Annotated in this window: 11 protein-coding genes; 10 read left to right on the top strand and 1 reads right to left on the bottom strand. The window is 34.8% G+C overall.

Going from position 1 to position 26,935, the window contains the following annotated elements; all coding sequences use genetic code 11:
- The first annotated feature begins 1 nt into the window (after window position 1).
- The 10 genes from LNP81_RS22570 to LNP81_RS22525 all read left to right on the top strand — a co-directional run bounded on the left by LNP81_RS22570 (window position 2) and on the right by LNP81_RS22525 (window position 24,716).
- Entirely contained in the window at window positions 2-1,135 is a 1,134-nt protein-coding gene (locus LNP81_RS22570; protein WP_230039535.1) for a glycoside hydrolase family 43 protein, read from the top strand.
- 399 nt (window positions 1,136-1,534) lie between these two features.
- Window positions 1,535-2,560: a glycoside hydrolase family 43 protein gene (locus LNP81_RS22565; protein ID WP_230039534.1), complete on the top strand. Its 1,026-nt coding sequence runs from the start codon at window positions 1,535-1,537 to the stop codon at window positions 2,558-2,560.
- Window positions 2,561-2,806: 246 nt separating this feature from the next.
- Window positions 2,807-5,146 carry a glycoside hydrolase family 2 TIM barrel-domain containing protein gene (locus LNP81_RS22560; protein WP_230039533.1) on the top strand — a complete coding sequence of 780 codons (2,340 nt, stop codon included), beginning with the start codon at window positions 2,807-2,809 and terminating at the stop codon, window positions 5,144-5,146.
- A gap of 34 nt (window positions 5,147-5,180) precedes the next feature.
- Window positions 5,181-7,199, top strand: a complete 2,019-nt coding sequence (locus tag LNP81_RS22555; RefSeq protein WP_230039532.1) for a DUF2264 domain-containing protein — start codon at window positions 5,181-5,183, stop codon at window positions 7,197-7,199.
- A 1,127-nt stretch (window positions 7,200-8,326) separates the two neighbouring features.
- Window positions 8,327-11,035, top strand: coding sequence for an alpha/beta hydrolase-fold protein (locus tag LNP81_RS22550; protein ID WP_230039531.1), 2,709 nt, complete (start codon window positions 8,327-8,329; stop codon window positions 11,033-11,035).
- 61 nt (window positions 11,036-11,096) lie between these two features.
- Window positions 11,097-12,653 carry a glycoside hydrolase family 43 protein gene (locus LNP81_RS22545; protein WP_230039530.1) on the top strand — a complete coding sequence of 519 codons (1,557 nt, stop codon included), beginning with the start codon at window positions 11,097-11,099 and terminating at the stop codon, window positions 12,651-12,653.
- Window positions 12,654-12,696: 43 nt separating this feature from the next.
- Entirely contained in the window at window positions 12,697-15,291 is a 2,595-nt protein-coding gene (gene xyl3A, locus LNP81_RS22540; RefSeq protein WP_230039529.1) for a xylan 1,4-beta-xylosidase, read from the top strand.
- Between the two features lie 215 nt (window positions 15,292-15,506).
- Window positions 15,507-19,637 carry a hybrid sensor histidine kinase/response regulator transcription factor gene (locus LNP81_RS22535; protein ID WP_230039528.1) on the top strand — a complete coding sequence of 1,377 codons (4,131 nt, stop codon included), beginning with the start codon at window positions 15,507-15,509 and terminating at the stop codon, window positions 19,635-19,637.
- A gap of 559 nt (window positions 19,638-20,196) precedes the next feature.
- Window positions 20,197-23,211, top strand: a complete 3,015-nt coding sequence (locus LNP81_RS22530) for a SusC/RagA family TonB-linked outer membrane protein (protein WP_230039527.1) — start codon at window positions 20,197-20,199, stop codon at window positions 23,209-23,211.
- 11 nt (window positions 23,212-23,222) lie between these two features.
- Window positions 23,223-24,716: a RagB/SusD family nutrient uptake outer membrane protein gene (locus tag LNP81_RS22525; protein WP_230039526.1), complete on the top strand. Its 1,494-nt coding sequence runs from the start codon at window positions 23,223-23,225 to the stop codon at window positions 24,714-24,716.
- Window positions 24,717-25,312: 596 nt separating this feature from the next.
- On the opposite strand, the gene LNP81_RS22520 is transcribed toward LNP81_RS22525, so the two are convergent.
- Complete coding sequence (locus LNP81_RS22520) at window positions 25,313-26,776, bottom strand: MFS transporter (protein WP_230039525.1); 1,464 nt, start codon at window positions 26,774-26,776, stop codon at window positions 25,313-25,315.
- Between the last annotated feature and the right edge of the window lie 159 nt (window positions 26,777-26,935).

Here is a 26,935-nt window from a genome sequence, read left to right as displayed (position 1 = left end):
AATGAGATTAAGATTAAAATTTTCGATAATTATAAGTTTTGTATGTTCTTTTGTTTTTTCGCAAAACAATTCATTTGTTCCGGGAAAACAGTGGAAAGATACAGATGGAGTACATATTAATGCCCACGGAGGCGGTATTCTTTTTGTTGACGGAACATATTACTGGTACGGAGAATACAAGACTTCGGGCCGTGCAGGAAATGTATCATTGGAAGGAATAAGCTGTTATACCTCAAAAGATTTGTACAATTGGCATAACGAAGGTATTGTGCTAAAAGTAGAGCAGGATGGTAATTCTGAAATTACAAAAGGATGTGTGATGGAACGTCCAAAAGTTATTTTTAATAAAAAAACAGGCCAATACGTTATGTGGTTTCATTTAGAGTTGAAAGGGCAGGGGTATAATGCTGCCAAAGCCGCTGTAGCGATAAGTGATTCTCCAAAAGGGCCTTTTAAATTTAAAAAATCATATCGTCCAAATAAAGGAGTTTGGCCAATAGATTTTAAGGACGAATTTAAAACGGCTGCAAATAATGAAGCGGGATTAAAATCCTGGAGCCCTGAATGGCTAACAGCAATTAAAAACGGAATGTTGGTTCGAAAGGATTTTAATAAAGGACAAATGGCAAGAGACATGACGGTTTATGTTGATGATGATGAGAAGGCGTATCTTATTCATTCTTCGGAAGAAAACCTGACCCTTCATATTTCAGAACTTACAGATGACTATTTGGATTTTACAGAAAAATGGACAAGAATGGCGCCGGCGGGACATAATGAAGCGCCAGCTATTTTTAAAAAAGATGGCATTTATTATATGATTACTTCCGGCTGTACGGGTTGGGATCCAAATGAGGCGCGTTCTTTTTCGGCTAAATCTATTTGGGGACCGTGGGAACCTTTAGGGAATCCGTGTGTGGGTAAAGATGCATCACTGACCTTTCATTCGCAAAGCACTTATATTCTTCCTGTTGAGGGCAAAAAGGATGAGTTTATTTTTATGGCCGACCGCTGGAAACCTGAAAATGCGATTGAAGGAAGTTATGTTTGGCTGCCGATATCTTTTAGTAATGGTAAGCCAGTTTTGAAATGGTTTGATAAATGGAACCTAACTGCTTTTACAGAAAATCAATAAATAATATAGTAATAAGTAACCAGTTGGGTATAATGAATAAAATTTAATTAAACACATAGAAACATATATTGCATGATTTTGGGAAAAAGTAAATCAAAAATAAACACGAATTTCACTAATTACCACTAATTAGTTTGTGAAATTAATTTCACAAACTAAGCTGACCATTGAAATTTGTGCAAATTTGTGAAATTCGTGTTTAAAATTGACTTAATAATATTATATCCAGACGGTAGGATAGCTATCGGGATGCATTGATGAAAGTGAAACGCCTTTTTTGAGTGCAATAATTTCTATGTTTCTATGTGTTAAAAAAACTTATACACAACAGGTTATAAGTATTTCTAAAGTAATAAAATAGGTCTTGTAAACAGGCACAATATTTTTAAAGTTATGAAAATGAAAGCAAAGCAAAATTATTTCAAACAGAAATCACTTCTTGTTTTTTCTATGTGTATGTGTTTTTTATATTTTTCAATGGCGCATGCCCAGAAAAAAAGACCAGTAAAAGAAGCTGTTCCTTTAGACTCCATTCGATTAAGTGATCCTGCTATTTTAGCAGACAAGAAAACCAATATGTATTATATGACCGGTACAGGTGGTTTGCTTTGGAAGAGCAAAGATTTAAAATCATGGAATGGCCCTTATGATGTCGCCCAAACAAACCCAAATTCCTGGATGGGAGCAAAGCCTATGATTTGGGCAGCAGAACTCCATTTGTATAAAAATAAATATTACTACTTCGCCACTTTTACCAATCAGGGCAAAATAATAGATACGGTTGCCGGTATTCCTATCGAGCGTCGTGCGAGTCATGTTTTGGTGAGTAACAATGCTCAGGGACCTTATGTACCAATGAAAGATGATATCTATTTGCCTGCTAATAAACCAACACTTGACGGAACATTTTGGGTAGATAAAAACGGAAAACCGTATATGATTTATTGTTATGAATGGTTGCAAAACGGTAACGGAACTATGGAAAAAATAGAACTAAAACCGGATTTAAGCGGATCTATTGGAGAAGGAAAATTACTTTTTAAAGCGAGCGATTCTCCCTGGAGCAGAGAGAAAGATACTAATGGAAATGACAAACCAAATAAAGTTACCGATGGGCCTTATTTATTTAACACAGGATCCGGACGTTTAGGAATGATTTGGACGAGCTGGATTTATGACGTTTATACCCAAGGTGTAGCCTATTCTCAAAGCGGTACTTTAGATGGTCCGTGGATTCAGGAAAAAGATCCCATAACACCACCAAATTTTGGTCATGGTATGTTGTTTAAAACCTTTGAAGGCAAATGGTTAATGTCAGTTCATAGCCATCGAAAAGTGGGCGATAAAACAGTAAGAATTCCTAAGTTATTTGAGGTTGATTTGTCTGGGGATAAGTTAGTTATAGTAAAACCTTATTTGCCATAAGATAATCCAAGCAACTTTGCACTATTTCACTATTTAGAGCAATAACATTATATTATAATTGTTATTTTTACACTTATCTATAGTTTCTTTTTATTAGAAAAAAAATAAATAGGTGTGAATAGATTTATAATAACTAAAAACAGTTCGATACTAATGACCGGGATAAAACATTTTAGAAAAACTTTATTTTTTATTAATTTATTGCTGCTTGGTTGTGTCACACAAAGCATAGCTCAGCATAAAAATATGGAACAAAAACAGCGTTTCAATGCTGATTGGAAATTTTCTTTAGGAGATTCTTCAAATAATAGTTCAGTAGATTTTGACGATAATAGTTGGAGAAAATTAAATTTACCCCACGATTGGAGTATCGAAGGAAAGTCAGAAAAAACAAATGTAAGTGGTGGTGATGGTGGTTTTTATCCAATGGGAATAGGCTGGTATCGAAAAACATTTTCTGTTCCTTCTGAATGGAAAGGTGAGAGAATTTCGATTTATTTTGAAGGAGTTTACATGAATGCTGAGGTATTTATCAACGGAAAATCAGTAGGTCTTCAACCTTATGGATATACTTCTTTTGAGTATGATCTTACTCCTTATTTAAAATTTGGACAAAAAAATACAATAGCGGTAAAAGTAGATAATTCTCAGCAAAAAAATTGTAGATGGTATAGTGGTTCAGGTATTTATCGTAATGTTTGGCTACTGATAAAAAATCTTGTTCATGTTAAAAATTGGGGTGTTGCGATTACAACTTTGGAAGTAAAAAATAACATGGCTAAAGTTCAGGCCAAAACTGTGGTAAAGAATGAAAGTACAATTGTACAAAGCGTTTTACTTTCGACAGTTATTGCAGATGCAAAAGGAAAAGAAATTGGAAATTCGGCAAGTAAAATCGAACTTCAACCTAATGAAGAAAAAGAAATAATCCAGGTTGTAAACGTCAAAAATCCTAAATTATGGTCTGTTGAACAACCAAATTTATATCAGGCAAAATCAATAATTAACAAAGAAGGAAAGAATATTGAAGTAAAAACAACTGATTTTGGAATTAGAACAATTGATTTTAGCGCCGAAAATGGTTTTTTATTGAATGGCAAAAAAATAATTTTAAATGGTGGTTGTGTACATCATGACAACGGAGCTTTGGGAGCTGCAGCTTATGATCGTGCAGAAGAAAGAAAAGTAGAATTACTAAAAGCGGCTGGATTTAATGCGCTCAGAACGTCACATAATCCCCCTTCTGAAGCTTTTCTAGATGCTTGTGACCGATTGGGCATGCTCGTTATAGATGAAGCTTTTGATGGATGGAGAGAGCAAAAAAACACTTATGACTATGCCAGTATTTTTGATAAATGGTGGAAACATGATGTAGAATCTATGGTATTAAAAGATCGCAATCATCCGTCTATAATTATGTGGAGTATTGGTAATGAAGTCATAGAACGAACCAAACCTGAAGCGGTCGAAACAGCAAAGATGCTGGCAAATGCTATTCGCAGTATAGATGCTACCCGTCCTGTAACATCAGCAATGACCACTTGGGATCAGGGTTGGGAAATTTTTGATCCTTTGATGGCGGCTCATGATGTGGCAGGATATAATTATCAGCTGCATCGCGCAGAATCAGATCATAAAAGGGTGCCTTCGCGTATTATCCTGCAAACCGAATCCTATCCAAAAGATGCTTTTGCTAATTGGAATTTAGTTCAAAAACACAATTATATTTTGGGCGATTTTGTCTGGACAGCAATGGATTATTTAGGCGAATCAGGCATAGGCCGTTATATATATCCCGGCGAACCTTTGGGTGAGCATTGGGAATCGAATTTATATCCATGGCATGGTGCCTATTGTGGCGATGTTGATTTATTGGGATGGAGAAAACCTATTTCTCATTATCGCAGTATGTTATACAATGCCAATGAGAAAATCTATATGGCAGTTCGTGAACCAAATCCTGAAACTGGACCAATTAAACTTACGTCCTGGGCAGTTTGGCCAACATGGGAAAGCTGGACGTGGCCAGGTCAGGAAGGAAAAAATGTTGAAGTAGAAGTATATTCGAAATACCCAAAAGTACGATTGTATCTGAACGGTAAAAAAATGGGGGATAAAGAAACTACGAAACAACAGGAATTTAAAGCAACGTATATAATTCCGTATGAAAGTGGTGAACTAAAAGCTTTTGGTTTAGAAAACGGTAAAGAAGTTGAACCGGTTATACTGAAAACGGCCAGTCAGCCAGCAAAAATAAAATTAGAAGCTGATCGGAAAACGATTAAAGCTGATAGTCAGGATTTAGTATATGTAAGTGTTGAAATTACTGATGAAAAAGGTGTTTTAAATCCAAATACCGAGAACGAACTTATTTTTAATGTAACGGGTGCCGGAACAATTGCAGGAGTTGATAATGCCAATCTAAAAGATAGTGATTTATATGTTGCAAATACACGCAAAGCCTGGCATGGGCGTGCGTTGGTAATTATTAAAAGCAGTGATGAATCCGGAGTTATTAATCTTGAAGTTACTTCTGCGGGATTACAAAAGAAGATAATCAAAATACAAGCAGTAAAGAAAAAATAAAGTTCAATATAAAGAATTACAAAATAGTTAAAAAATGAATAATTTGAAAATGTGGTTGTTCGCCACAATGTTTAGCCTGTCTTTATTTTCGCAGCAAAAAGAAAACACCAATAACGTTTTTAAAATCGCGAATCCGGATTATAAACTAAGTCCTTATACCGGAATGACAAAACAGCACTGGAAAGATGCCGGACTTTATTTGTTAGAAGGTGCTTTTAGTTACATTCATAATCTGGATGACCCGATGAAGTTCCCCAAACAACCCGGGAAAAGTTATCCTCAGGACGAAAGCAGAGTGCCAACCGAGAAATTGGAAGGTTTGAGCAGAACGTTATTTATCGCTTCTCCCTTGCTGAAAGAAAACCCGAATTTAGTCATCAATAATATCAAAGTTGCCGATTATTACAGATATCAGTTTAGTAAATTAATCGATCCTAAAAGTCCTTCTTATATCACGCCAAGAGCCAAAAACGGAGGGCCAAGTCAGAATTTGGTCGAATATGGAGCGATCGCTATGTCGCTGCTTACCAATCCTGAAGTGCTCTGGCAACCATTGCCTCAGGAACAAAAAGATGCATTGGCAAAATCGATGTTGAGTTATGGCGATGGTCCTACAGTGTCCTCAAACTGGAAATTTTTCAACATTTTTGTATTGAGTTTTTTCAAAGAACAAGGCTACGCTGTAAATGAGAAATTGCTGGAAGAATATTTGCAAAAATGTTTAAACGATTATCGCGGCGATGGCTGGTACAACGATAGTCCGGCCTACGATTATTACAGTATGTGGGGATTTCAGCTGTATGGAGCATTATGGTCTGAATATTTTGGAAACAAATATTATCCGGAATATGCCGCGAAGTTTAAAAGCAATTTTAGAGATCTTAATTCCAATTATCCTTTAATGTTTAGCCGAAACGGCGAGATGATCATGTTTGGGCGCAGTATTAGTTATCGCATTGCTACCATTGCCGCTTTTCCTTTTATGGGGCTCGAAAATGATCCTGCTGTTAATAATGGCTGGTTGCGCAGAATTTCATCAGGAGTTTTAAAACAGTTTTTAGAAAACCCTGAATTCATGAAAGACAACGTACCCACTCTTGGTTTTTACGGAGCATTTGAGCCTGCCGTGCAGGTGTATAGCTGCAGGGGAAGTGTCTATTGGATGGGAAAAGCCTTTATGGGACTTTTATTGCCGGACGATAATCCGTTCTGGACAGCAAAAGAAAACGAAGGAGACTGGGAAACTAAATTCAAAAAAGACGAGGTTTACAATAATTTTCAAAACGGACCTAAAATTTTAATTACAGATTATCCTGCTATTGGAGCTTCAGAAATAAGAGCCTGGTGCCATGAAAAGAAGAAAGACGACTGGCAGGGATTTCGATCTACAGAAAACTACAATCGATTGGCCTATAACAGTGCTTTTCTCTGGCAGGCTGATGGTGCCAATGGCGAAGTTGCGATGAATTATGTCTTTAAAAATGGTAAACAAGAGTGGGAACCGCTACGTTTATTTAATTTTAAAAAATTTGAAAATGGTATTTATTATCGCGATGCCGTTTTAGAAACCAATGCACTTATAAAAATGAATCTGGCCGATATTCCTTTGCCAAATGGTATTTTAAGAGTAGACAAAAATAACAGTTCTGAAGCCGTTTCTATACGATTAGGACACTATGCGCTGCCACAATTGGGAAAAGAAATTACAACGACAACAAAAAAAGTACAAGGTAAAATTGTAACCATTATTGATAACGGAAAATACCAATTGGCTATGATTCCGCTTTTGGGTTGGGAAACAACGGAGGTAGTAACAGCCAAAGGTTTACATCCGGAAAGTGAAACGAGTAAGGTAATTGATGTTGCGGATAATTTTAATCCTAACAATAAAAAATCGAATGTTTATGCTACACTAATGTTGTGGAAAAAGTCCGGAGAAAAGTGGCAGAAAAATGAACTAATGCCAATAAAAAACCTTGAACAGACAAATGAAACCGTTACAATTCAATTTACTAATGGTACCAAAAAGATCGTTGATTTTAATGAAAAATAGTTATTACCAATAGAGAGATTAAGGCTTTAAAGCACCTAAAATTTTTATATAAACCATAAACTATTTTTATGTTAAAATAGAGTGAATTTAGCCTCAAAAATGAAAGTTGTTTAGAACCCGTTTGGTGTATTTATTAAAAAATCATTTAGCAGGTAGTCCTAAAGCTGTTCCTCTATTCAATTTATATGCTTTTGTTCCATCGGAACATCTCATTGGTAGCCCAATAAATGTGACATTTTTTTACGTTCCGTAGGAACGTTTGATTGAATTGAAAAAACATCCAATAGTATAAGACACAATTTATCAAACGTTCCCAGGGGCAATATCGCAAAGGTTTACCAGAAATGACAATATTGTGTGGAAACTTTGCGCCTTAGCGCTTTTGCGAGATCAATTTTATTTTCTAAATTATTATAAATTTACAGGCAAAATATAAACTTTAGTAACCAGAATCAAACTCTTAATATTGTTGGTAATAAGACAAAAGATAGTAATCATTTTATTTTTGATAGTGATATCCTGTAGGACATAAAACAAATAAGAGAGAAAAGCCCGATTTTGAAAGAAATGGAAGAAAAAGGAGAAATAATAATTTGCGGTGCCGTATATGATATGAAAACCGGTAAAGTCAAGTTTTTGGCGCAGCGTTCGTAATTCAAATCCAAATGACAAAGTATTTGTAGTTCTAAAATTTTATCCGCAAAAAAGTCCTGATTTTAATCAGGACTTTTTTTGTGCTGATTTTTTTTTAGTTTCTCAAAAAAAACGCTTCAAATACTGATAATTTACGCTGCTGCCGCCGTATGTTTTATTGTTAAAAAGCTAATTATTTAATGATAAAATTGATTAAACAGTTTTTTTAAAGTTATTTTTTTAAATAATTATCACATAAAAACAACACAACCGATTGTGTTTGATTTCTTTTTATTTATATTTGTTAAGAATACACTTATAGTTAAGCTAAAATCAATTCTAATGATTGACTTTTTCCTTTAAATAAATATAAGCGTTTTAACAGAGAAACTTTGATGTCCTGACAGAATAAGAAGATAGTTCTGAATAGAGTTAAATTAAAAATTTCACGTACTCAAAAAAAGATTTTAGACAATAAACACCCTTGATATAAAATGAAATCAATCATTAAGTTTTCAGTATTTGCAGTTCTTTTTTTACTAGCACAAAAAGGATATTCACAAGATCCAAATTTTCATGTTTATTTGAGTTTTGGACAATCTAATATGGAAGGTAATGCAACTATAGAACCTCAGGATAAAATAAATGTAGATCCGCGTTTTCAGGTTTTAGCGGCAGTCAATTGTCCGGAAATGGGACGAGAAATGGGAAAATGGTATACCGCTGTCCCACCATTATGCAGATGTACAACCGGGCTTACGCCAATGGATTACTTTGGCAGAACCATGATAGCGAATCTTCCGCAGAATATAAAAGTAGGCGTAATCAATGTGTCTGTGGGTGGATGCAAAATAGAACTTTTCGATAAAAATAAATTGGAGAATTATGTAGCAGAATCTCCGGACTGGTTAAAAAATACAGTAAAAGAATACGATGGAAATCCCTATGGCAGATTGTTAGAAATGGCAAAAATTGCCCAAAAAAAAGGAGTCATAAAAGGGATTTTACTTCATCAGGGAGAATCTAATACAGGCGACACACTCTGGCCTCAAAAAGTAAAATTAGTTTATGATAATTTAATAAAAGATTTAAACCTGGATCCTAAAAAAGTGCCATTGCTTTCTGGAGAAACCGTAAACGAAGATCAAAACGGTAAATGCGCCAGTATGAATAAAATTATTGCCAAACTGCCTCAAGTAATACCCAATTCGTATATTATTTCCTCCAGCGGATGTACTGCCGCAACGGATGAGCTGCACTTTAATGCAGCAGGTTACAGAGAATTAGGAAAACGTTATGCAGAGAAAATGCTGTCTTTATCAGGTTATGCAATAACTAACGGTGAGGAATCTTTTATAGTTCAGGCTCCCATTGGATTTGATGTATTTAATCCAAATGTTAAGGCAGGAAAAATTGAAACGCTGAGTTATGAATCTAAAACTGTAGGTTCTGTTAGAAAAGTCACAGTTTATACACCGCCGGGATTCAATACAAAGAAAAAATATCCTGTATTATATCTTTTACACGGAATAGGCGGCGATGAAAAAGAATGGCTCAACGGAGGAAATCCGCAGATTATATTAGATAATTTGTATGCCGAGGGAAAAACAGAACCGATGATCGTTGTTATGCCAAATGGCAGGGCGATGAAAGACGATAGCGCTTCGGGAAATATAATGGCTCCCGATAAAGTACAGGCTTTTAGTGTTTTTGAACAGGATTTGCTAAAGGATTTAATTCCTTTTATTGAAAAAAAATATCCCGTTCTAAAAGGCAGGGAACACCGTGCCATTGCAGGTTTATCGATGGGAGGCGGACAGTCTCTGAATTTTGGATTAGGGAATTTAGATAAGTTTGCTTGGGTTGGAGCATTTTCGGCAGCGCCAAATACTAAAGCCCCAGAAGAATTACTACCCAATCCCGAAGTGGCAAAAAAGAAACTCAAACTGCTTTGGATTTCCTGTGGAGATAATGACTGGCTGCTTATCAATAGCAAACGTACCCACGATTATTTGTATAAAAATAATGTACCGCATGTCTATTATTTAGAGCCCGGAGTTCACGATTTTAAAGTTTGGAAAAACGGATTGTATATGTTTTCTCAATTTTTATTTAAAGCTGTCGATCAATCCAATTTTCCGGCCTATACGATTTTAGGTGATCCGGCTCAAACCAATATCCGTAATGCGAAGTATCCCCAGATATTACCGGACAACAAGGTGGTTTTTAAAATTAAAGCCCCGCAAGCTTCAAAATTGCAAATTGATTTAGGTAAAAAATACGACATGGTCAGGGATTCAGAAGGATTTTGGACCGTTACAACCGATGTCATAAATTCAGGATTTAATTATTACTCTTTACTAATTGATGGTGTAGCCATAGCAGATCCTTCAAGTCAATCATTTTATGGTATGGGACGTATGGCCAGTGGGATTGAAATTCCCAATAAAGAGGGAGATTTTTATGCCCTGAAAACAGTGCCGCACGGAGAAGTAAGGATTCAGCAATATTTCTCAAAAGTAACCAACTCCTGGCGCGAAATGTACGTGTATACACCGCCCGGTTATGAAAATACCAACGAAAAATATCCGGTTTTATATTTATTGCACGGAGGTGGCGAAGACCAGACAGGATGGGCATCTCAGGGAAAAGCAAATTTAATTCTGGACAATTTAATAGCCAATAATAAAGCAAAACCAATGGTAATTGTAATGCTTGACGGCAATATGACAGGAAACGCAGGCTTTAATGAAAATGCGCTTAAAGCTTTTGAAAGTGAATTAAAAACAGAAGCGATACCCTTTGTAGAAAGTAATTTTAAAGTAGCAAAAGACGCTAAAAACAGAGCATTAGCAGGTTTGTCGATGGGAGGATTGCAGACACTTTATACCGGAATTAAAAATTGGGATCTGTTTTCCAGTATTGGTGTATTCAGTTCAGGATGGTGGGCAAATAATCCGGCTTTATCAGACCCTCAATATGAGTTTATGAAAAATAATTCGGCAGTAATTAATTCGAATATTAAACAATTATGGATTTCAATGGGAGGTAAAGAAGACATCGCGTATGAAAACTGTAAAATAATGTTGAAGAAATTCGATCAGATGGGAATTAAATATAAATACAGTGAATATCCGGGCGGACACACCTGGCCGGTTTGGAGACATGATTTATCTGAATTTGCTCCATTATTATTCAGGTAAAATCTGTTTTTTTTTTAGAAGATTTTAATAAAGACCAACGGGTTATCATTAATTAAAAACCATGAAAAAAATATATATTCTTTTAGCTGTTTTTATAATCTTTAGTAAATCTGATGCTCAGGATAAAAAGGCACAGAATCCTGTAATTTTTGCAGATGTTCCTGATTTGTCCATTATTAGAGTAGGCAATGAGTATTATATGAGCAGTACTACAATGCACATGAATCCGGGTGTTCCTATAATGAAATCGAAAGACTTAGTCAATTGGAAAATAATAAATTATGCGTACCAGACATTAGAAGATGACAATGATCAATTAAATTTAGAAAATAACAAGAACGATTACGGCAGAGGTTCATGGGCGAGTAGTCTGCGGTATCAAAATGGGACTTATTATGTAAGTACTTTTTCCGGAACAACAGGCAAAACGTATATTTTTTCTACAAAAGATATAGAAAAAGGCAATTGGAAAAGAACCGTTTTGAATACTTCCTACCATGATCATTCTATTTTTTTTGATGATGATGGCAAAATTCACATCGTTTGGGGAGCAGGGAAAATAGAGATTGCAGAGTTAGCATCAGACTTAACTAATATAAAATCAGAAACAAAAAAAGTTTTAATCGAAAATGCCAGTTCGCCTGCCGGAAGCAACATTATGCTGCAGTCAGAAGGTTCGCAATTGTTTAAAATAGAAGGCAAATATTATCTCTTTAATATTGTCTGGCCAAAAGACGGAATGCGTACTGTGGTCATTCATAGAGCCGATAAAATTACTGGTCCCTGGGAAGGAAGAATTGGTTTTCAGGATTTAGGTGTTGCACAAGGAGGCTTAATTGATACTCCTGACGGCAAATGGTTTTCATACTTGTTTAGAGATTACGGAGGCGTAGGACGTATTCCTTATTTGGTTCCGGTGAAATGGGTAGACGGTTGGCCGGTTTTAGGCGAAAATAATAAAGTACCTCAGTATTTAGATTTGCCCGAAAGTAAAGGATTAATTCCGGGACTAGTTGATTCCGATGATTTTAACCGTAAAAAAGGATATCAGGATTTGCCGTTAGTCTGGCAATGGAATCATAATCCTGATAATTCATTATGGTCGGTAAAAGAAAGAAAAGGATACCTGAGATTAAAAACAGCATCTATAACAAACACTTTAACTCAGGCTAAAAATACACTTACACAAAGAACTTTTGGACCGGAATGTTCTGCAACAACTGTGTTAGAAGTTTCTAAAATGAAAGAAGGTGATTTTGCCGGACTTACCTTATTTCAAAAAGATTTTGGCCTGGCAGGTATAAAAGCTGAAAACGGATCAAAAAGAATTGTAATGATTGAAACTGTAGACGGTACTTCAAGAGAAATTCAAAGCCTTCCTTTCTCAGGAAATAAAATTTATTTTAAAGCAACATGCAATTTTAAAGACAAAACCGATTTAGGCCAGTTTTACTATAGTCTCGATGGAAAAAAATGGATTGGTATAGGAAACGCAATTAAGCTGCCTTATACACTTCCTCATTTTATGGGCTATAGATTTGGTCTTTTTAATTATGCAGAGAAAGATTTAGGCGGTTATGTCGATTTTGATTATTTCCGTCTTGAGAATAAAATTTAATATGAAACGAACAGCAAAAACTGTAATTCAAAAGTAAAAAAACATGAAGAGTAATTATTTCTATATTTTAAGTTTATTATGCTTTTTCAATTTAAACGCGCAGTCATATCCTTATAAAGATCCTTTGTTGAGTTCTAAGAAACGTGCAGAAGACTTAATTTCCCGATTGACTCTGGAAGAAAAGGCAGCATTAATGTGCGATCAAAGTGATGCGATACCCAGATTGGGAATCAAGAAATTCAATTGGTGGAGTGAAGCTTTGCATGGTTACGCCAATAATGATAATGTAACTGTTTTTCCTGAACCGATAGGTATGGCCGCTTCATTTGACGATCATTTGGTTTTTAAAGTATTTGATGCCGTTTCAGATGAAGCGCGTGCAAAATACAACCAATGGATACAAAACGGAAATGAAAATAAACGTTTTTTGAGTCTTTCGGTCTGGACGCCCAATGTAAATATTTTTAGGGATCCGCGTTGGGGACGAGGGCAGGAAACTTATGGAGAAGATCCTTACCTGACTTCAAGAATGGGAGTTTCTGTTGTTAAAGGACTTCAGGGACCTGCAGATGCTAAATACCGAAAACTTTTGGCCTGTGCGAAACATTTTGCCGTGCATTCCGGCCCGGAATGGAGCAGGCATGAATTGAACCTGAACAATGTAAACCCTCGTGAATTGTACGAAACCTATCTTCCGGCATTTAAAGCTTTGGTGCAGGAAGCGGATGTTCGACAAGTAATGTGTGCCTATCAGCGTTTAGACGATGAACCTTGCTGCAGCAATACCAAGTTATTACAGCGTATTCTTCGTGATGACTGGGGATTTCAATATATGGTAGTTTCAGATTGTGGAGCCGTTACAGATTTCTATACCACACATAAAGTTTCGTCAGATGAAGTGCATGCAGCATCAAAAGCTGTACTGGCAGGAACTGATGTTGAATGTGTCTGGGATAAATATCCATTTAAAAAATTACCCGAAGCCGTTGCCAAAGATTTAATAAAAGAAGAAGAAATCAATAAGAGTCTGCTTCGTGTTTTAACCGGTCGTTTTGATTTAGGCGAAATGGATGATGACTCGATTGTGCCCTGGACGAAGATTCCGGCATCTGTGCTTAATAGCAAAGAACATCAGCAGTTAGCGCTTGAAATGGCTCAAAAGTCAATGACACTTTTACAAAATAAAAACAATATTCTTCCTTTAAATAAAAACATAAATAAAGTTGCCATTATTGGTCCAAATGCAGATAATGAACCAATGTTGTGGGGAAATTATAATGGTACGCCAAATAAAACCATTACAATTAAGAAAGGAATAGAATCTAAACTTGCTGAAGATAAAATCCTGTATGATAAATCGTGTGATTTGGTAGAAGATAAAGTAACACAGACTTATTTTGATCAAATTTCATTTGAAGGAAAAAAAGGAATGAAAGCCACTTATTGGAATAATCCGGACAGAGAAGGAAACAGTGTGGCATCGCAGCAGATTTTAAATCCTATAAAAATGACAACGGCTGGTCAGCATGAATTTGCTTCCGGAGTTAAACTGGAAGGATTTTCGGCAAAATATGAAACCGAATTTTTAGCCAAAGAAAATGATGTTCTCATTTTTAAAACCGGCGCTACAGGATCTTTTGAGTTATTGGTCGATGGTAAATCTGTAGCAAAATATACGAACTGGCGTACTGTTCCGGCCAATATTCCGTTTACGGTTGTGGCAGGTAAAAAATATAAAATCGAAATTCTTTTTGCCCAGTCCAACAATTGGCAGGCAAATCTTGAATTCGATTTTGGAAAAGAATTCGATATAGATTTCAAAGGTCTGATTCAAAAATTAAAAGGTATCGATACGGTAATTTTTGCCGGCGGACTTTCGACTTTATTAGAAGGAGAAGAAATGCCGGTTTCTTATCCTGGTTTTAAAGGCGGTGACCGAACCAATATTGAACTTCCTGCCGTGCAGAGAAAATGTCTGAAAGAACTTAAAGCTGCCGGCAAAAAAGTAATTTTTGTAAACTGTTCAGGATCTGCAATTGCGTTAAACCCTGAAACAGAAAGCTGTGATGCCATTTTACAAGCATGGTATCCGGGAGAATCAGGAGGGCAGGCGGTCGCAGATGTTCTTTTTGGCGATTATAATCCTTCGGGAAAACTGCCCATTTCATTTTATAAAAATTCAGACAAATTAGGAGATTTTGAAGATTATTCCCTAAAAGGGCGCACGTATCGTTATACCACAGATGTTTTGTTTCCGTTTGGTTTTGGTTTGAGTTATTCTAAATTCGAAATTGAGAAAGGTAATGTCAGTAAGAGCAAGATAAAATTTAATGAAGATACACAGCTTAATTTTTCAATAAAAAATAGCAGTAAGCGCAACGGAACAGAGATTGTTCAGGTTTATGTTCGAAAATTAAACGATACAGACGGTCCTTTAAAAACATTGAAAGCTTTTAAACGAATTGAGTTAAAAGCCGGAGAAAAGCAAAATGTAACGATCGATTTACCTGCTTCTTCATTTGAATTCTATGATACCAAAACCAGAGCAATGAATGTAACCAATGGCGAATATGAGTTGTATTATGGCACTAGTTCTGATGCCAAAGATTTAAAAATGATCAAAATGGTTGTGCAGTAAATTAAATGATTGTCTCTAATGGAGGAGTACTTCGGGGCAATTTAAAAAAGTTATAATCTAATAGTGAACATGATAAAGTTAGAATAGTTTAGTTTTTTGATTTGCTACGTTTTTAAACTTAAAAATAACAACCCCAAGATGGTATTCATTGAAAAACAGCTAATTGGTTTTTATTACACAACATACATTGAATTTAATTTTATAATCATTTTATAATGTCCCCAAAAAAATATTTTAAAGTCATTATCATCTTATTTTTTACAATAAACAGCTTATATTCTCAAAATCCATTCGAAAACTATCAATTTCGAATAGTAGATAATGAGACTTCAAAAAGCGGTATTTATACCATTGCACAAGATCAGTTTGGCGTGATGTGGATGGGAACAAATGGTGCAGGTTTGTATAAATATGATGGAATAAATTATGTTGGCTACGAGCAGGATTCAAAACGCAGTAATTCGATCAACAGTAATTTAATTTACACTGTTTATGTAGATAAGCAGAACCGTTTGTGGGCTGGAACTGATGAAGGATTGTGTCTTTATAATCGTAATCTAGATACTTTTGAGAATATCGATCTTCGAAAACCAAGTCAAAAAGAAACTGTAATTTCTGTAAGAAGTATAATTGAAGACAATCATGGTAATATCTTTTTAGGAACATTTAATAACGGTTTGCTAAAACTGGACGTTAAATCGCGGAAAATTACAAGCCTTAAATTAGATACTCCAAATGCAGTAAATTATTTGATTCATTGTTTAGTAAAGGATAAAAAAGGAACTATTTATTTAGGAACTAATTCCGGTTTAAAAGTAGTTGACCCAATAAAAAATGAGGTAAAAAAAATAAGAATTGCCAAGGACAATCAATTACTTTCAGGAACCATTATATCCATGTTTTTTGACAGTAAACAAAATTTATGGATTGGAAATGGATATAAAGGACTCGTAAAAGCCAATTTATATTCTAAAGAAAAACAGGCCTTTTCATATCCTATTACCCAAAAAAGAATCATGTCGATCCTGGCTGCAGATGACGAAACTATTCTTTGTGCAACAGAAAATGATGGATTAATCATTGTAAACGATCAGGGTGTTGTTCAAAAAAAATACGAAAACAGTAAATTCAATACGCGCAGTTTAGGCTCTAATTCAGTCTGGTCATTATTTGCAGACAAAGAAAAAAGAATCTGGCTGGGATATTATAATAAAGGTTTAGGTGTTTTTGACAGAATAAACAATAAGGTAAAAGGAATTGAAAGTCTGGCCGGAAATCCGCAGTCATTGCAAACCAATTGTGTTACCGGGATTGCCAAGGATCATGAAGGTCAGTTGTGGATTTCTATGGAGGGCGGAGGAGTCGATGTTTACAATCCGGAAACCAAAATTTTTAAGCATATTACCAAATCAGATACTCATTTTTATTCTGGGTTAACAAACAATAACATTACTAAGGTCTTTATAGATAAAAAACAAAATGTATGGCTGGCGAGCTGGAATGAGGGAATCTTTTTTTTGAAAAAAGGAAGCAGGAACTTTATTAATTACAATACAAAAAACACTCCTGACTTAGCTTCAGATAATATTATGAGTATTACCGAAGATTCAAGAGGCGTAATTTGGATTGGAACTTTTGCAAAAGGATTACACTATTATACTCCGTCTGACGGTCGTTTTCATCATTGTAATACGAAACCATTTTATGCCAATGGAATGGTGAATTTAGACATCAGAAAAGTAATGGTAGATTCTGATGATGCCGTTTGGGTAGGTTCAACAACGGGTTTATACAAAGTGAGCACGAAGGATTTTGTTTCTTTTTCAGTAACCTCCCTGCGCGATAAAATGTCAGAGAAACTCAAAAATCATAAAAGCATACACACTATTAATACTTTGTATCAGGCCAAAAACAAAGAAATATGGATTGGTACTGACGGTGCAGGATTATTTAGCTACAATAAAAAAACGGATGCCCTAAAATGGTATATAAATTTTAATGGACTTCGCGAAAAATCAATATCTTCCATTATAGAATCGAATGACGGGCGTATTTGGCTAAGCGGAAAAAAAGGAATCAGCAGACTGGATTTAAAAAATAAAACAACAGTAAATTATTCTACTTATGACGGATTGCTGGGAAATGATTTTAACAACAATTCTGCATTAAAAGATGAAAACGGAATTTTATATTTTGGTGGTTATGAGGGGGTAAATTACTTTGATCCGGGAAATTTAGTTAAAAGTAAAAAACAACTTCCTATTTACTTTACCGATCTGAAACTTTTTAATAAATCAGTAAAACCGCTTGAAAAAAACTCCCCATTAATCAAAGTAATATCAGAAACAAAAAAAATAATCCTCAAGCACGACCAGTCTGTATTTACAATCGAGTTTATAGGTATAAATTATTCTTTTCCTGCCAGAAATGAGTTCGCTTATTATTTAGAAGGATTTGAAGATTCCTGGAATTACGTGGGCAGTAAACGCTCTGCAACTTACACGAACTTAGCTCCGGGTAAATATGTTTTTAAGGTGAAAGCCGCCGAAAAAAATGGGGTTTGGAGCCAGACTCCATTAGAATTAAAAATTGAAATTTTACCGCCCTGGTGGAAAACATATTTTGCTTATCTCTTTTATTCGCTTTTAGTATTGGCAGCAATTTATTTTGGTAATCAATATTATCAAAACAGGTTCAAACAGCAACAATTAATAGAATTTGAACAGAAAAAAGCACTTCAGATTGAAAAATTAAATGATAAAAAATTACAGTTCTTTACCAATATTTCGCACGAGTTTAGAACGCCGCTTACTTTAATTTTAAATCCATTAGCAGATATAATAAAGAATAATAGTCCGGAATTGCCAGGCGGTATATTGAATAAACTGCAAACGATTCAAAAAAGCTCTGACCGACTTTCAAGATTAATCAATGAGTTGATGGATTTTAATCAGCTTCAGTTTAATAAAATGTCTTTGAAGGTGCAGTTAATGGATATCGTTGCTTTTACAAAAGAGATTGTGAGTTATTTTGATGAAGAAGCTTCCAGCCGCGGCATTCAGTTGGAGTTTGAGTCAGAGAAAACAGTATTAAAAGATTGGGTAGATCCTAAAATGTTCGAGAAAATTATCTTTAACGTGATTTCAAATGCTTTTAAGGTTACTCCGGATAACGGAAAAATCAGGATAAAAATAGTAGTCAACGAGCAGTTAGTTCATTTTCCTTTGATAAGTTCAACCAATAGTAATCCTTCTTTTGAAATTGTTATAGAAGATACCGGAGCGGGATTAGATAAAAAAGATATCAAACGAATTTTTGATCGTTTTTATCAGGTAAATAATTTAAATAAAGCGTATTACGGAAGCACAGGAATAGGGTTAGAAGTAGTTCGCGGCTTTGTAGAATTGCACAAAGGAATTATCGAAGTAAAAAGTAAATTAGGAATGGGTACCACTTTTAGGCTGTTATTTCCTATTGGAAAAGAATTCTTTAATGAAAATGAAATCTTGCAGGAAGAATTTAAAAAGGAGAAAAAAATAAGTTTCACACCTACTGTAGAGAAAACACCTGTTTTATTGCAAGAGAATCAGGAAAAACAAGATCGAACGTATACGATTTTGATTGTCGAGGATAATGTGGAATTAAGGAATTATCTAAAAAATGAACTTAAAAAAGAATACAAAGTTCTAACTGCAGAGAATGGGCAAATTGGTTTAGAACTAGCTTTGCAGAAACTGCCTGATTTGATTTTGACAGATGTAATTATGCCCGTTATGAGTGGTTTAGAACTTTGTGCGGCTATTAAGGGAGATTTAAAAACAAGTCACATTCCGTTGATGATGCTGTCTGCAAAAGCATTAGTCAAAGACAAATTAGAAGGTATCGATTCTGGCGCCGATATGTATTTGAGTAAACCTTTTGATATGGATATTTTAAGATCGAGTCTGGTTCAGTTGCTCAAGAGCAGGCAAATTATGTTTAATAAATTCTATAACGGAGTTACTCCTAAGGCAAAAGAAAAAACGACGACTTTAGATAATGAATTCATAAAAAATATATTGCATTATATTAATGATAATATGAGCGAATATGAGTTAAGTGTTGAGGTTTTGGCATCGAAAGTATTTTTAAGCAGAAGCCAGTTGTATCGAAAAATTAAAACATTAACAGGCATATCCGTAAATGAATTTATACGCAATGTTCGTTTAGAAAAAGCCAAAGAATTAATAGAATTGGGCAACGACAATATAACCGAAATTAGTATTAAAGTAGGTTTTAGTTCTCCTTCGTACTTTACAAAATGTTACAAAGAAAAATACGGACATCTGCCTACGCATAGTAAATAGATTATCCACTTACAATTATTTTTAAGACGGTTTCTACCGTCTTTTTTTGTTTAATAATGAGAACAATTTTACAATTATGAAGTGCGATTTAAGGCCTGTTTATTAAAAATTAAAGCAATTAATACTAAAAAACCTTTTTAGGTAATTGTTAAATAGCTGTAAATAATCTTCTTTTTTTATGTCATACTTAAAAAAAGAACAACATAATTATTAAAATCCTATTTGTGTTTTTTTTGATAAATGGCTTAAAAACTACCAATTAGGCGGTTTCTGTAGTTATCATGCTACAAAATTGATAGTTTTTGCATCATTTTTAATAGATGAAATTTAGTCTAACCTTATATTTTTGGATTGTAACTAAACAAAAAAAAAATGAGCAACAAGTATTAACAATTTTAAAAATTACAGTATGAAATGAAAACCAAATTATTTATTGAATCCTTTTTTTAATAAAATAAGAAGTGCAGGAAAACACTTTTTATTGATACATAAGGAATGAAGTAAATAAAAAAACTTTACAACCGAATAACTATTTAAACTAATCAAAAAACCAATTGAAATGATGTTAAAATTAAAATTTGCAATAATCACATTGCTGATAATCAGCAGTCATAATATGATGGCACAGTCAAAAACGATACAGGGGGTGATTACGGATCCTTCTGGATTTCCTTTGCCTGGTGCCGGTGTTAATGTAGAAGGGTCACAAAATAGTGCATCTACAGACTTTGACGGAAAATATACTTTGAAAGGCGTTAACCCTACAGATAAAATTACTTTTTCGTTTGTAGGCCTGATTTCTCAAACCATCACTGTAGGAACCAGAAACAATATCAATGTTACATTAGCACAATCGACACAAACCTTAAACGAAGTTATAGTAGGTTACGGAACTCAAAAGAGAACTAAAGTAACCGGAGCAATTTCTACAGTAGGTTCAAAAGATATTGCTGCTGTGCCAATTACAAATGCTGAGTCGGCTTTACAAGGAAGAGCTGCGGGTGTTACTGTTGTAAATGGTGCTCCGGGTTCTAATCCTACAGTTACTATTCGTGGTTTGGCTACAATGGGAAATAGTGCTCCTTTGTACGTAATTGACGGAGTGCTAACAGGGAACTTATCAGGTTTGAGCCCTAACGATATTGAATCGATGTCTGTTTTAAAAGATGCTTCAACAACTGCTTTGTATGGTTCAAAAGCTTTTAATGGAGTAATTATGGTGACAACCAAAAAAGGAAAAAAAGGACCAGGCCAATTAAATTTTAGTACTTATGCCGGTTTTCAAACCATTACAAAAAGATATGATGTTTTAAATACACAACAATATCTTCAATATGCTAAAGATCTTGGAAGTGATTTGACGGCAAGAGCTGCGGAATTTGGCAATGTAAATACCAATTGGCAGGATCAAATTTTTCAAAGCGGTCTAATGCAGGATTATAATTTAAGTTTCTCAAATGGTACAGAAACATCTACGTCGCGCTATTCTGCTGAATATTTAAAACAAGAAGGAGCGGTAATCAATACTGGTTTTGAACGTTATTCTTTTAGAGCCAATAATACACAGGATATCGGAAGATTGAAAGTAGGAAGTAATATCGGAATATCTTTTAGTACAATCAATCCGGAGCGTAGTTCAGGAGGAAGAACATTGCTGGAGCATGCTATAAAAATGGCACCTTATTTACCGGTATACAGTGATTCTGATTCTAATGTAGGCGGTTATCAGGGGCCAAGTGCAATTGACGGTAATGACGCAGAAAATCCTGTGCGTGTAGCAAATTTAGGATATCAAAAAATTAATAATTTATCGATAATAGGAAATATCTACGCTGAATTAGAAATTTTCAAAGGTTTAAAATTCAGATCACAGGTTTCATTAGATTATTTCACAGGAAAAGATCACACATTTGTTCCTAGTTTCAATGATGGTTCCTATCATAAACAAGCATTTTCGACAACTAATGAAACCAATACTCAAGGTCAGAATATTGTTTTTGATAATAGTTTAACGTACAAAACGACTATAGCTGCTAAGCATAATATTGAAGTATTAGGAGTTATAACTAAAATTGACGGAAAAGGACAAAACCTTGCAGCAGGAAGCCGTTATTATATTTCAGACGAAATAGATCAGCTGCGTTATAATGAAGGAAGTTTAAGTTCTTCAAATTTTGTAGAAAAAAATATTGGATACATTGCCCGTATCAATTACGATTATGATGATAAATACATACTGGCTGTTTCAGGACGTAGAGATGCATCTTCTCGTTTTGGAGGTAATAACCGCTGGGGTAATTTCTATTCATTTGCTGTGGGGTGGAATATAGCCAAAGAAAGTTTTATGGCAAATTCTATCTTTAGTACATTAAAACTTAGAGCAAGTACAGGAACAACAGGAAATGACAGAATCGATAATTATCAATATGCCGCTACATTATTGGCAGATTATAATTACCCAATTAACGGAGGAAACGCACCGGGAGTTTCTCTTGGAGTTGCTTCTAATCCTGACTTGAAATGGGAGTCTAAAAAAGACAGAAATATAGGTTTGGATTTTGGTTTATTCGAAGAAAAATTCACAGGATCTGTTGAATATTTTAATAATAAAAGCAGTGATATTCTTTTTGCAGTTCCATTAGCAGCCTCAGTAGGATCTGCGGGTGGAGGAACTCAAATTCAAAATATTGCCGATGTAAAAGTATCAGGATTTGAAGTGTCATTAGGTTACAATGACAGAAAAGGAGATTTTACCTGGTCTGCAATAGCTAATTTAGGAACAAGTAAAAACGAGGTGACAAGTTTAGCGCCGGGAGTTACCAGTGTATTAGGCGGACCAACAGCAAGAGCAGGTTTAGAAAATTTCTCAAGACTTGAAGTAGGACAGCCATTATTTTATTTTTACGGTTATCAAACCAACGGAATTTATCAAAACCAAGCCGAAGTAGATGCTGTTTTTGGACCGGGTCAGACTATTATTAAACCTGGTGATATTAGAATTGTTGACCGCGATGGCAATAAAGTAATTAATTCAGATGATAAAACTAATATCGGGAATCCATATCCGGATTTTACATACGGTTTAAACCTTACGGCAGCTTATAAAAAATTCGATTTTAACTGTTTTATTACAGGAGTTCAAGGAAATGATGTTTACAATGCTAATAAATTTGATTTGACAGGGATGAATCGTTTGTTTAATGCTGGTACAGAAGTTCTGGACAGAGCAATTGTTGTAAACGGCGTTGTAACAAATCCATCGGCTACTTTACCACGCGCACAAGGAGCAGATATTAACTGGTCTTCGGCTAATCAGCGTTATATAGAAGATGGTTCTTATACCAGATTAAAAAATGTCACTTTAGGATATACATTATCAGGAGAAACTTTCGACAGCCATTTTTCTAGTATAAGATTCTATATAAGCGGACAAAACCTTGTTACAATTACAAAATATTCTGGTTTAGATCCTGAAATTGCACGTACAGATGCCAATGCAAATTCTGCGGGCATTGACTTAGGAAGATATCCACAACCTAAATCAGTGATTTTTGGACTTGATGTTAAATTTTAATATATAAGATGATGAAAAAAATAAAACATATAGTTGCTGCATTGTTGGGAGTATTCGCAATGAATTCATGCGACACTTCGGATTTAGAATTAACTAATCCAAATACTTTATCGCCCGAAACTTTCTTTAAAACCGAAGCGCAGGTAGAATCTTCTGTAAATGCCGCTTATGCCAATTTGCAGACCAGAGGACTTTATGCACGAAATCTTGCTTTTGCTATGGATCTTATGGGGCAGGATGCAGCAGGAAATCCTCAGCTAGAAGGAAATAAAAAACCTTTTCAGGACTTTTCTTTTAATGCAGGAAATGATATTATTCAGTACTACTGGGAATCTTGTTTTTTAGGCATATCCAGAGCTAATTTTGTATTAGATAATGAAGCTAAAATTAATGCTTTACCGAATGCTACTTTATCACAAGAGAGAAAGAATAAATTTTTAGGAGAAGCCCATTTTTTAAGAGCTTATTACTATTTTCTTTTAGTAAATCGTTTTGGAGATTTGCCAATTTATAAAACCGGAACGATCACAGGAGCAGCAAGAAGTCCTAAGGCAGAAGTTTATAACTTGATTAGAGCCGATTTCGAATTTGCTTCTCAAAATTTGTTATCTAAAACTGCAGAACAAAAAGGAAGAGCCACCAAAGAAGCGGCTTATGCTTATTTAGGTAAAGTATTATTATATGAAAAAAAATACGATCTGGCTTTAACCGCTTTAAATAATGTTACAGGATTCAGTCTGGAAGATAAAGGAAGTTTTTACAACAACTTTATGGAAGAAACAGAGCATGGTAAAGAATCTATTTACGAAATAGAATTTAATGAAAACAATGGAACAGGGAATAAATGGGATGATGCCGGAAATAGTGGCGGAACCGGTTTTGCTGAGTCAACTCTTAGAGGTCAGGAATATGGTAATTTAAGCTGGTTCAATGTATATCCTCCAGACGGTTTATTAAATTCATTTGAACCGGGAGATTTACGTTTTGGAGACACTTTTTATGTACCAGGTTCAACATATGTAAATGGGACGCTTACAATGACAGCGCAAAATTTTAATACATCTGCGGGTCTTAGAAAAGCAGGATGGAAAAAATACCAAAACTATTACAAAAAAGAGGACGAAGCCGTACAATCCAGTATAAACTTCAAAGTTATGCGTTACGCAGATGTATTACTGATGAAAGCAGAGTGCGAAAACCAAAGAGACGGAGGTTCACAAACCGCAGCTATTGCCTATATCGCACAAGTTAGAGATCGTGCAGGTTTAACAACTACTATCGCTCCAACAAAAGATGCTGTTTTCGCTGCCATTGTACACGAACGTAAAGTAGAATTTGCCGGAGAGCAAAGCCGTTTTGATGATGTTATAAGATGGGGTAATGCCAGCGTAGAATTGGCAGGAACAGGTTTTCAGCCGGGTAAAAATGAGCTATGGCCAATACCTAACAGAGAAACATCTTCTAATCCTAATATAAAACCAAGTGATAATAATCCTGGTTACTAAATAATTAAAATTTGTTAGTTTTTGAGTTAAGTTAGTGTTTTGATAAACAGCGCATTTTTAATGCGCTGTTTATTTTTTAAGCCCGTACAGCATAACTTTCTATTATAAAATCAGATCTAAGATTTGCATTCAAAATCTATATTCAAAATCGATATTCTAAGATCCGAATTCAAAGGTTTATATTCTAAAATCTATACTCTTTACTCTTTACTCTTTACTCTTTACTCTTTACTCTTACTCTTTGCTCTTTACTCTTTGCTCTTTACTCTTTGCTCTTTGCTCTTTGCTCTTTGCTCTTTGCTCTTTGCTCTTTGCTCTTTGCTCTTTACTCTTTACTCTTTACTCTTTATTCTTTACTCTTTATTCTTTATTCTTTACTCTTTGCTCTTTACTCTTTACTCTTTACTCTTTACTCTTTACTCTTTACTCTTTACTCTTTACTCTTTACTCTTTACTCTTTACTCTTTACTCTTTACTCTTTACTCTTTACTCTTTACTCTTTGCTCTTTGCTCTTTGCTCTTTGCTCTTTGCTCTTTGCTCTTTGCTCTTTGCTCTTTACTCTTTACTCTAAAATCTAAACTCTAAAATTCCTCCCTCATTCTCTTCTCTCCCTCAAATCGGTTTCAATTTGAATTTCCATATTTTTATCAATTACATAAAAGCACAACAAAACGGCGCTTATGATAAATATAAAACCGGGATAAATACTAACAGATAGTTTAATGCCTTCTACTGCAGCAGGAACCTGATTTGCTTCTTCGGCAACATAGCCATATTTAGATAAAAAAGCGGCGCCCAACGCACTTCCAATACTTATTCCAATTTTTAGTCCAAAAATCATGGCAGAAAAAACAGTCGCAGTTGCTCTTCTGTTATTTTTCCATTCGCTGTAATCCGCCACATCGGCAATCATAGCCCATAATAAAGGAATAGTGATTCCGTAGATAAATCCATGTAATAATTGAGTCAAAAAAACCATAGCAATCGCTGTCCTGCTATAAAAATTAAATGCCAGCAGACTTATAGCCGATAAAAAAATAAAAGTGATGTAAACATTTCTTTTACCCAGAGCATCTGCCAGAGGTTTTGAAAACATAATTCCAAAAATCATAAAAATAATTCCTCCCGCATTAAAAAGACTAAATGCCGATGTTGGCGCATCTTTAGGCCACTGAAAATCAACAAACCCCATTGCCGTTAATGAATTATTCAAACGTTCAATAAAGGCAGTAAAACCAATATCATTCAAAAAAACAATTTGTGCAGCGGGATCTAAATAATATTTAAAGTAAAAAACATACATCCCACCTTTTAACGACAATGTTATAAATACCAAAACCGTTACGAGAAGCATCACCAGCCAGGGGCCGTTTTTAGACAAATCAGTAAAATCCTGTTTGACTGAAGATTCCTGATTCTCAGCTGGTACAATTCTTTCTTTCGTAGTAAAAAAAGTAATAAGCATGCAAAATACCCCAATAATAGCAAACAGTATCATGGTGTTTTTGAAACCAACAGCTTTGTCACCATTTCCTAAAATTAAAACGAATGGCAGTAAAAGCGACTGAATGATAAATTGCGCAACCATGACCGCCACAAAACGATAGGAGGAAAGACTGTTTCTTTCTTTCATGTCTCCCGTAAGAACACCGCTTAAAGCAACATACGGTAAATTATTTGCAGAATAAATCAGGACTAAAAAAAAGTAGGTCAGTAACGTATAAGTTATTTTGCCGCCTATCTCAAAATCAGGAGTCAAAAAAGAAAGGACAGAGGCAATTCCAAAAGGTACTGCAGTCCATAATATCCAGGGTCTGAATTTGCCCCATCGCGTTTGGGTACGATCTGCGACAACGCCCATAATAATATTAAAAAAAGCACCAATAAAACCTCCGGTAAAAATAATAATACTTGCTGTTCCGGCAGGAATTTTATAGACATCTGTATAAAAGAAAGCTAAAAAAGTCAGCAGCGTCTGAAAAATCAGGTTTGCTGCAAAATCACCTAAACCGTAACCTATTTTTTCTAATACAGAAAGCTTTTGTGATGTAGTACCCATAAATATAATTAATTGCTTTTTATCTCCTTATTGCTTGTTATTTTAATTGAGAAATATTTTTGAATCGGTTTTAATCAAAAAAAGGATACTTCGTTTTTAAAAGAAAGCGTAAATGTAAAAATAGGCTGAAATTGAAAAAAACATTGTCATTTTTGAAGC

This window comes from Flavobacterium piscisymbiosum, from assembly GCF_020905295.1.
Classification (GTDB): Bacteria; Bacteroidota; Bacteroidia; order Flavobacteriales; family Flavobacteriaceae; genus Flavobacterium; species Flavobacterium piscisymbiosum.
Note: the sequence above shows the minus strand (reverse complement) of the source record. Positions and strands in the feature narration are given on the sequence as shown.

Coding starts and splice junctions, on each gene's coding strand:
- LNP81_RS22570 (WP_230039535.1), top strand. CDS start 2: ATGAGATTAAGATTAAAATTTTCGATAATTATAAGTTTTGTATGTTCT.
- LNP81_RS22565 (WP_230039534.1), top strand. CDS start 1,535: ATGAAAGCAAAGCAAAATTATTTCAAACAGAAATCACTTCTTGTTTTT.
- LNP81_RS22560 (WP_230039533.1), top strand. CDS start 2,807: ATGGAACAAAAACAGCGTTTCAATGCTGATTGGAAATTTTCTTTAGGA.
- LNP81_RS22555 (WP_230039532.1), top strand. CDS start 5,181: ATGAATAATTTGAAAATGTGGTTGTTCGCCACAATGTTTAGCCTGTCT.
- LNP81_RS22550 (WP_230039531.1), top strand. CDS start 8,327: ATGAAATCAATCATTAAGTTTTCAGTATTTGCAGTTCTTTTTTTACTA.
- LNP81_RS22545 (WP_230039530.1), top strand. CDS start 11,097: ATGAAAAAAATATATATTCTTTTAGCTGTTTTTATAATCTTTAGTAAA.
- xyl3A (WP_230039529.1), top strand. CDS start 12,697: ATGAAGAGTAATTATTTCTATATTTTAAGTTTATTATGCTTTTTCAAT.
- LNP81_RS22535 (WP_230039528.1), top strand. CDS start 15,507: ATGTCCCCAAAAAAATATTTTAAAGTCATTATCATCTTATTTTTTACA.
- LNP81_RS22530 (WP_230039527.1), top strand. CDS start 20,197: ATGATGTTAAAATTAAAATTTGCAATAATCACATTGCTGATAATCAGC.
- LNP81_RS22525 (WP_230039526.1), top strand. CDS start 23,223: ATGAAAAAAATAAAACATATAGTTGCTGCATTGTTGGGAGTATTCGCA.
- LNP81_RS22520 (WP_230039525.1), bottom strand. CDS start 26,776: ATGGGTACTACATCACAAAAGCTTTCTGTATTAGAAAAAATAGGTTAC.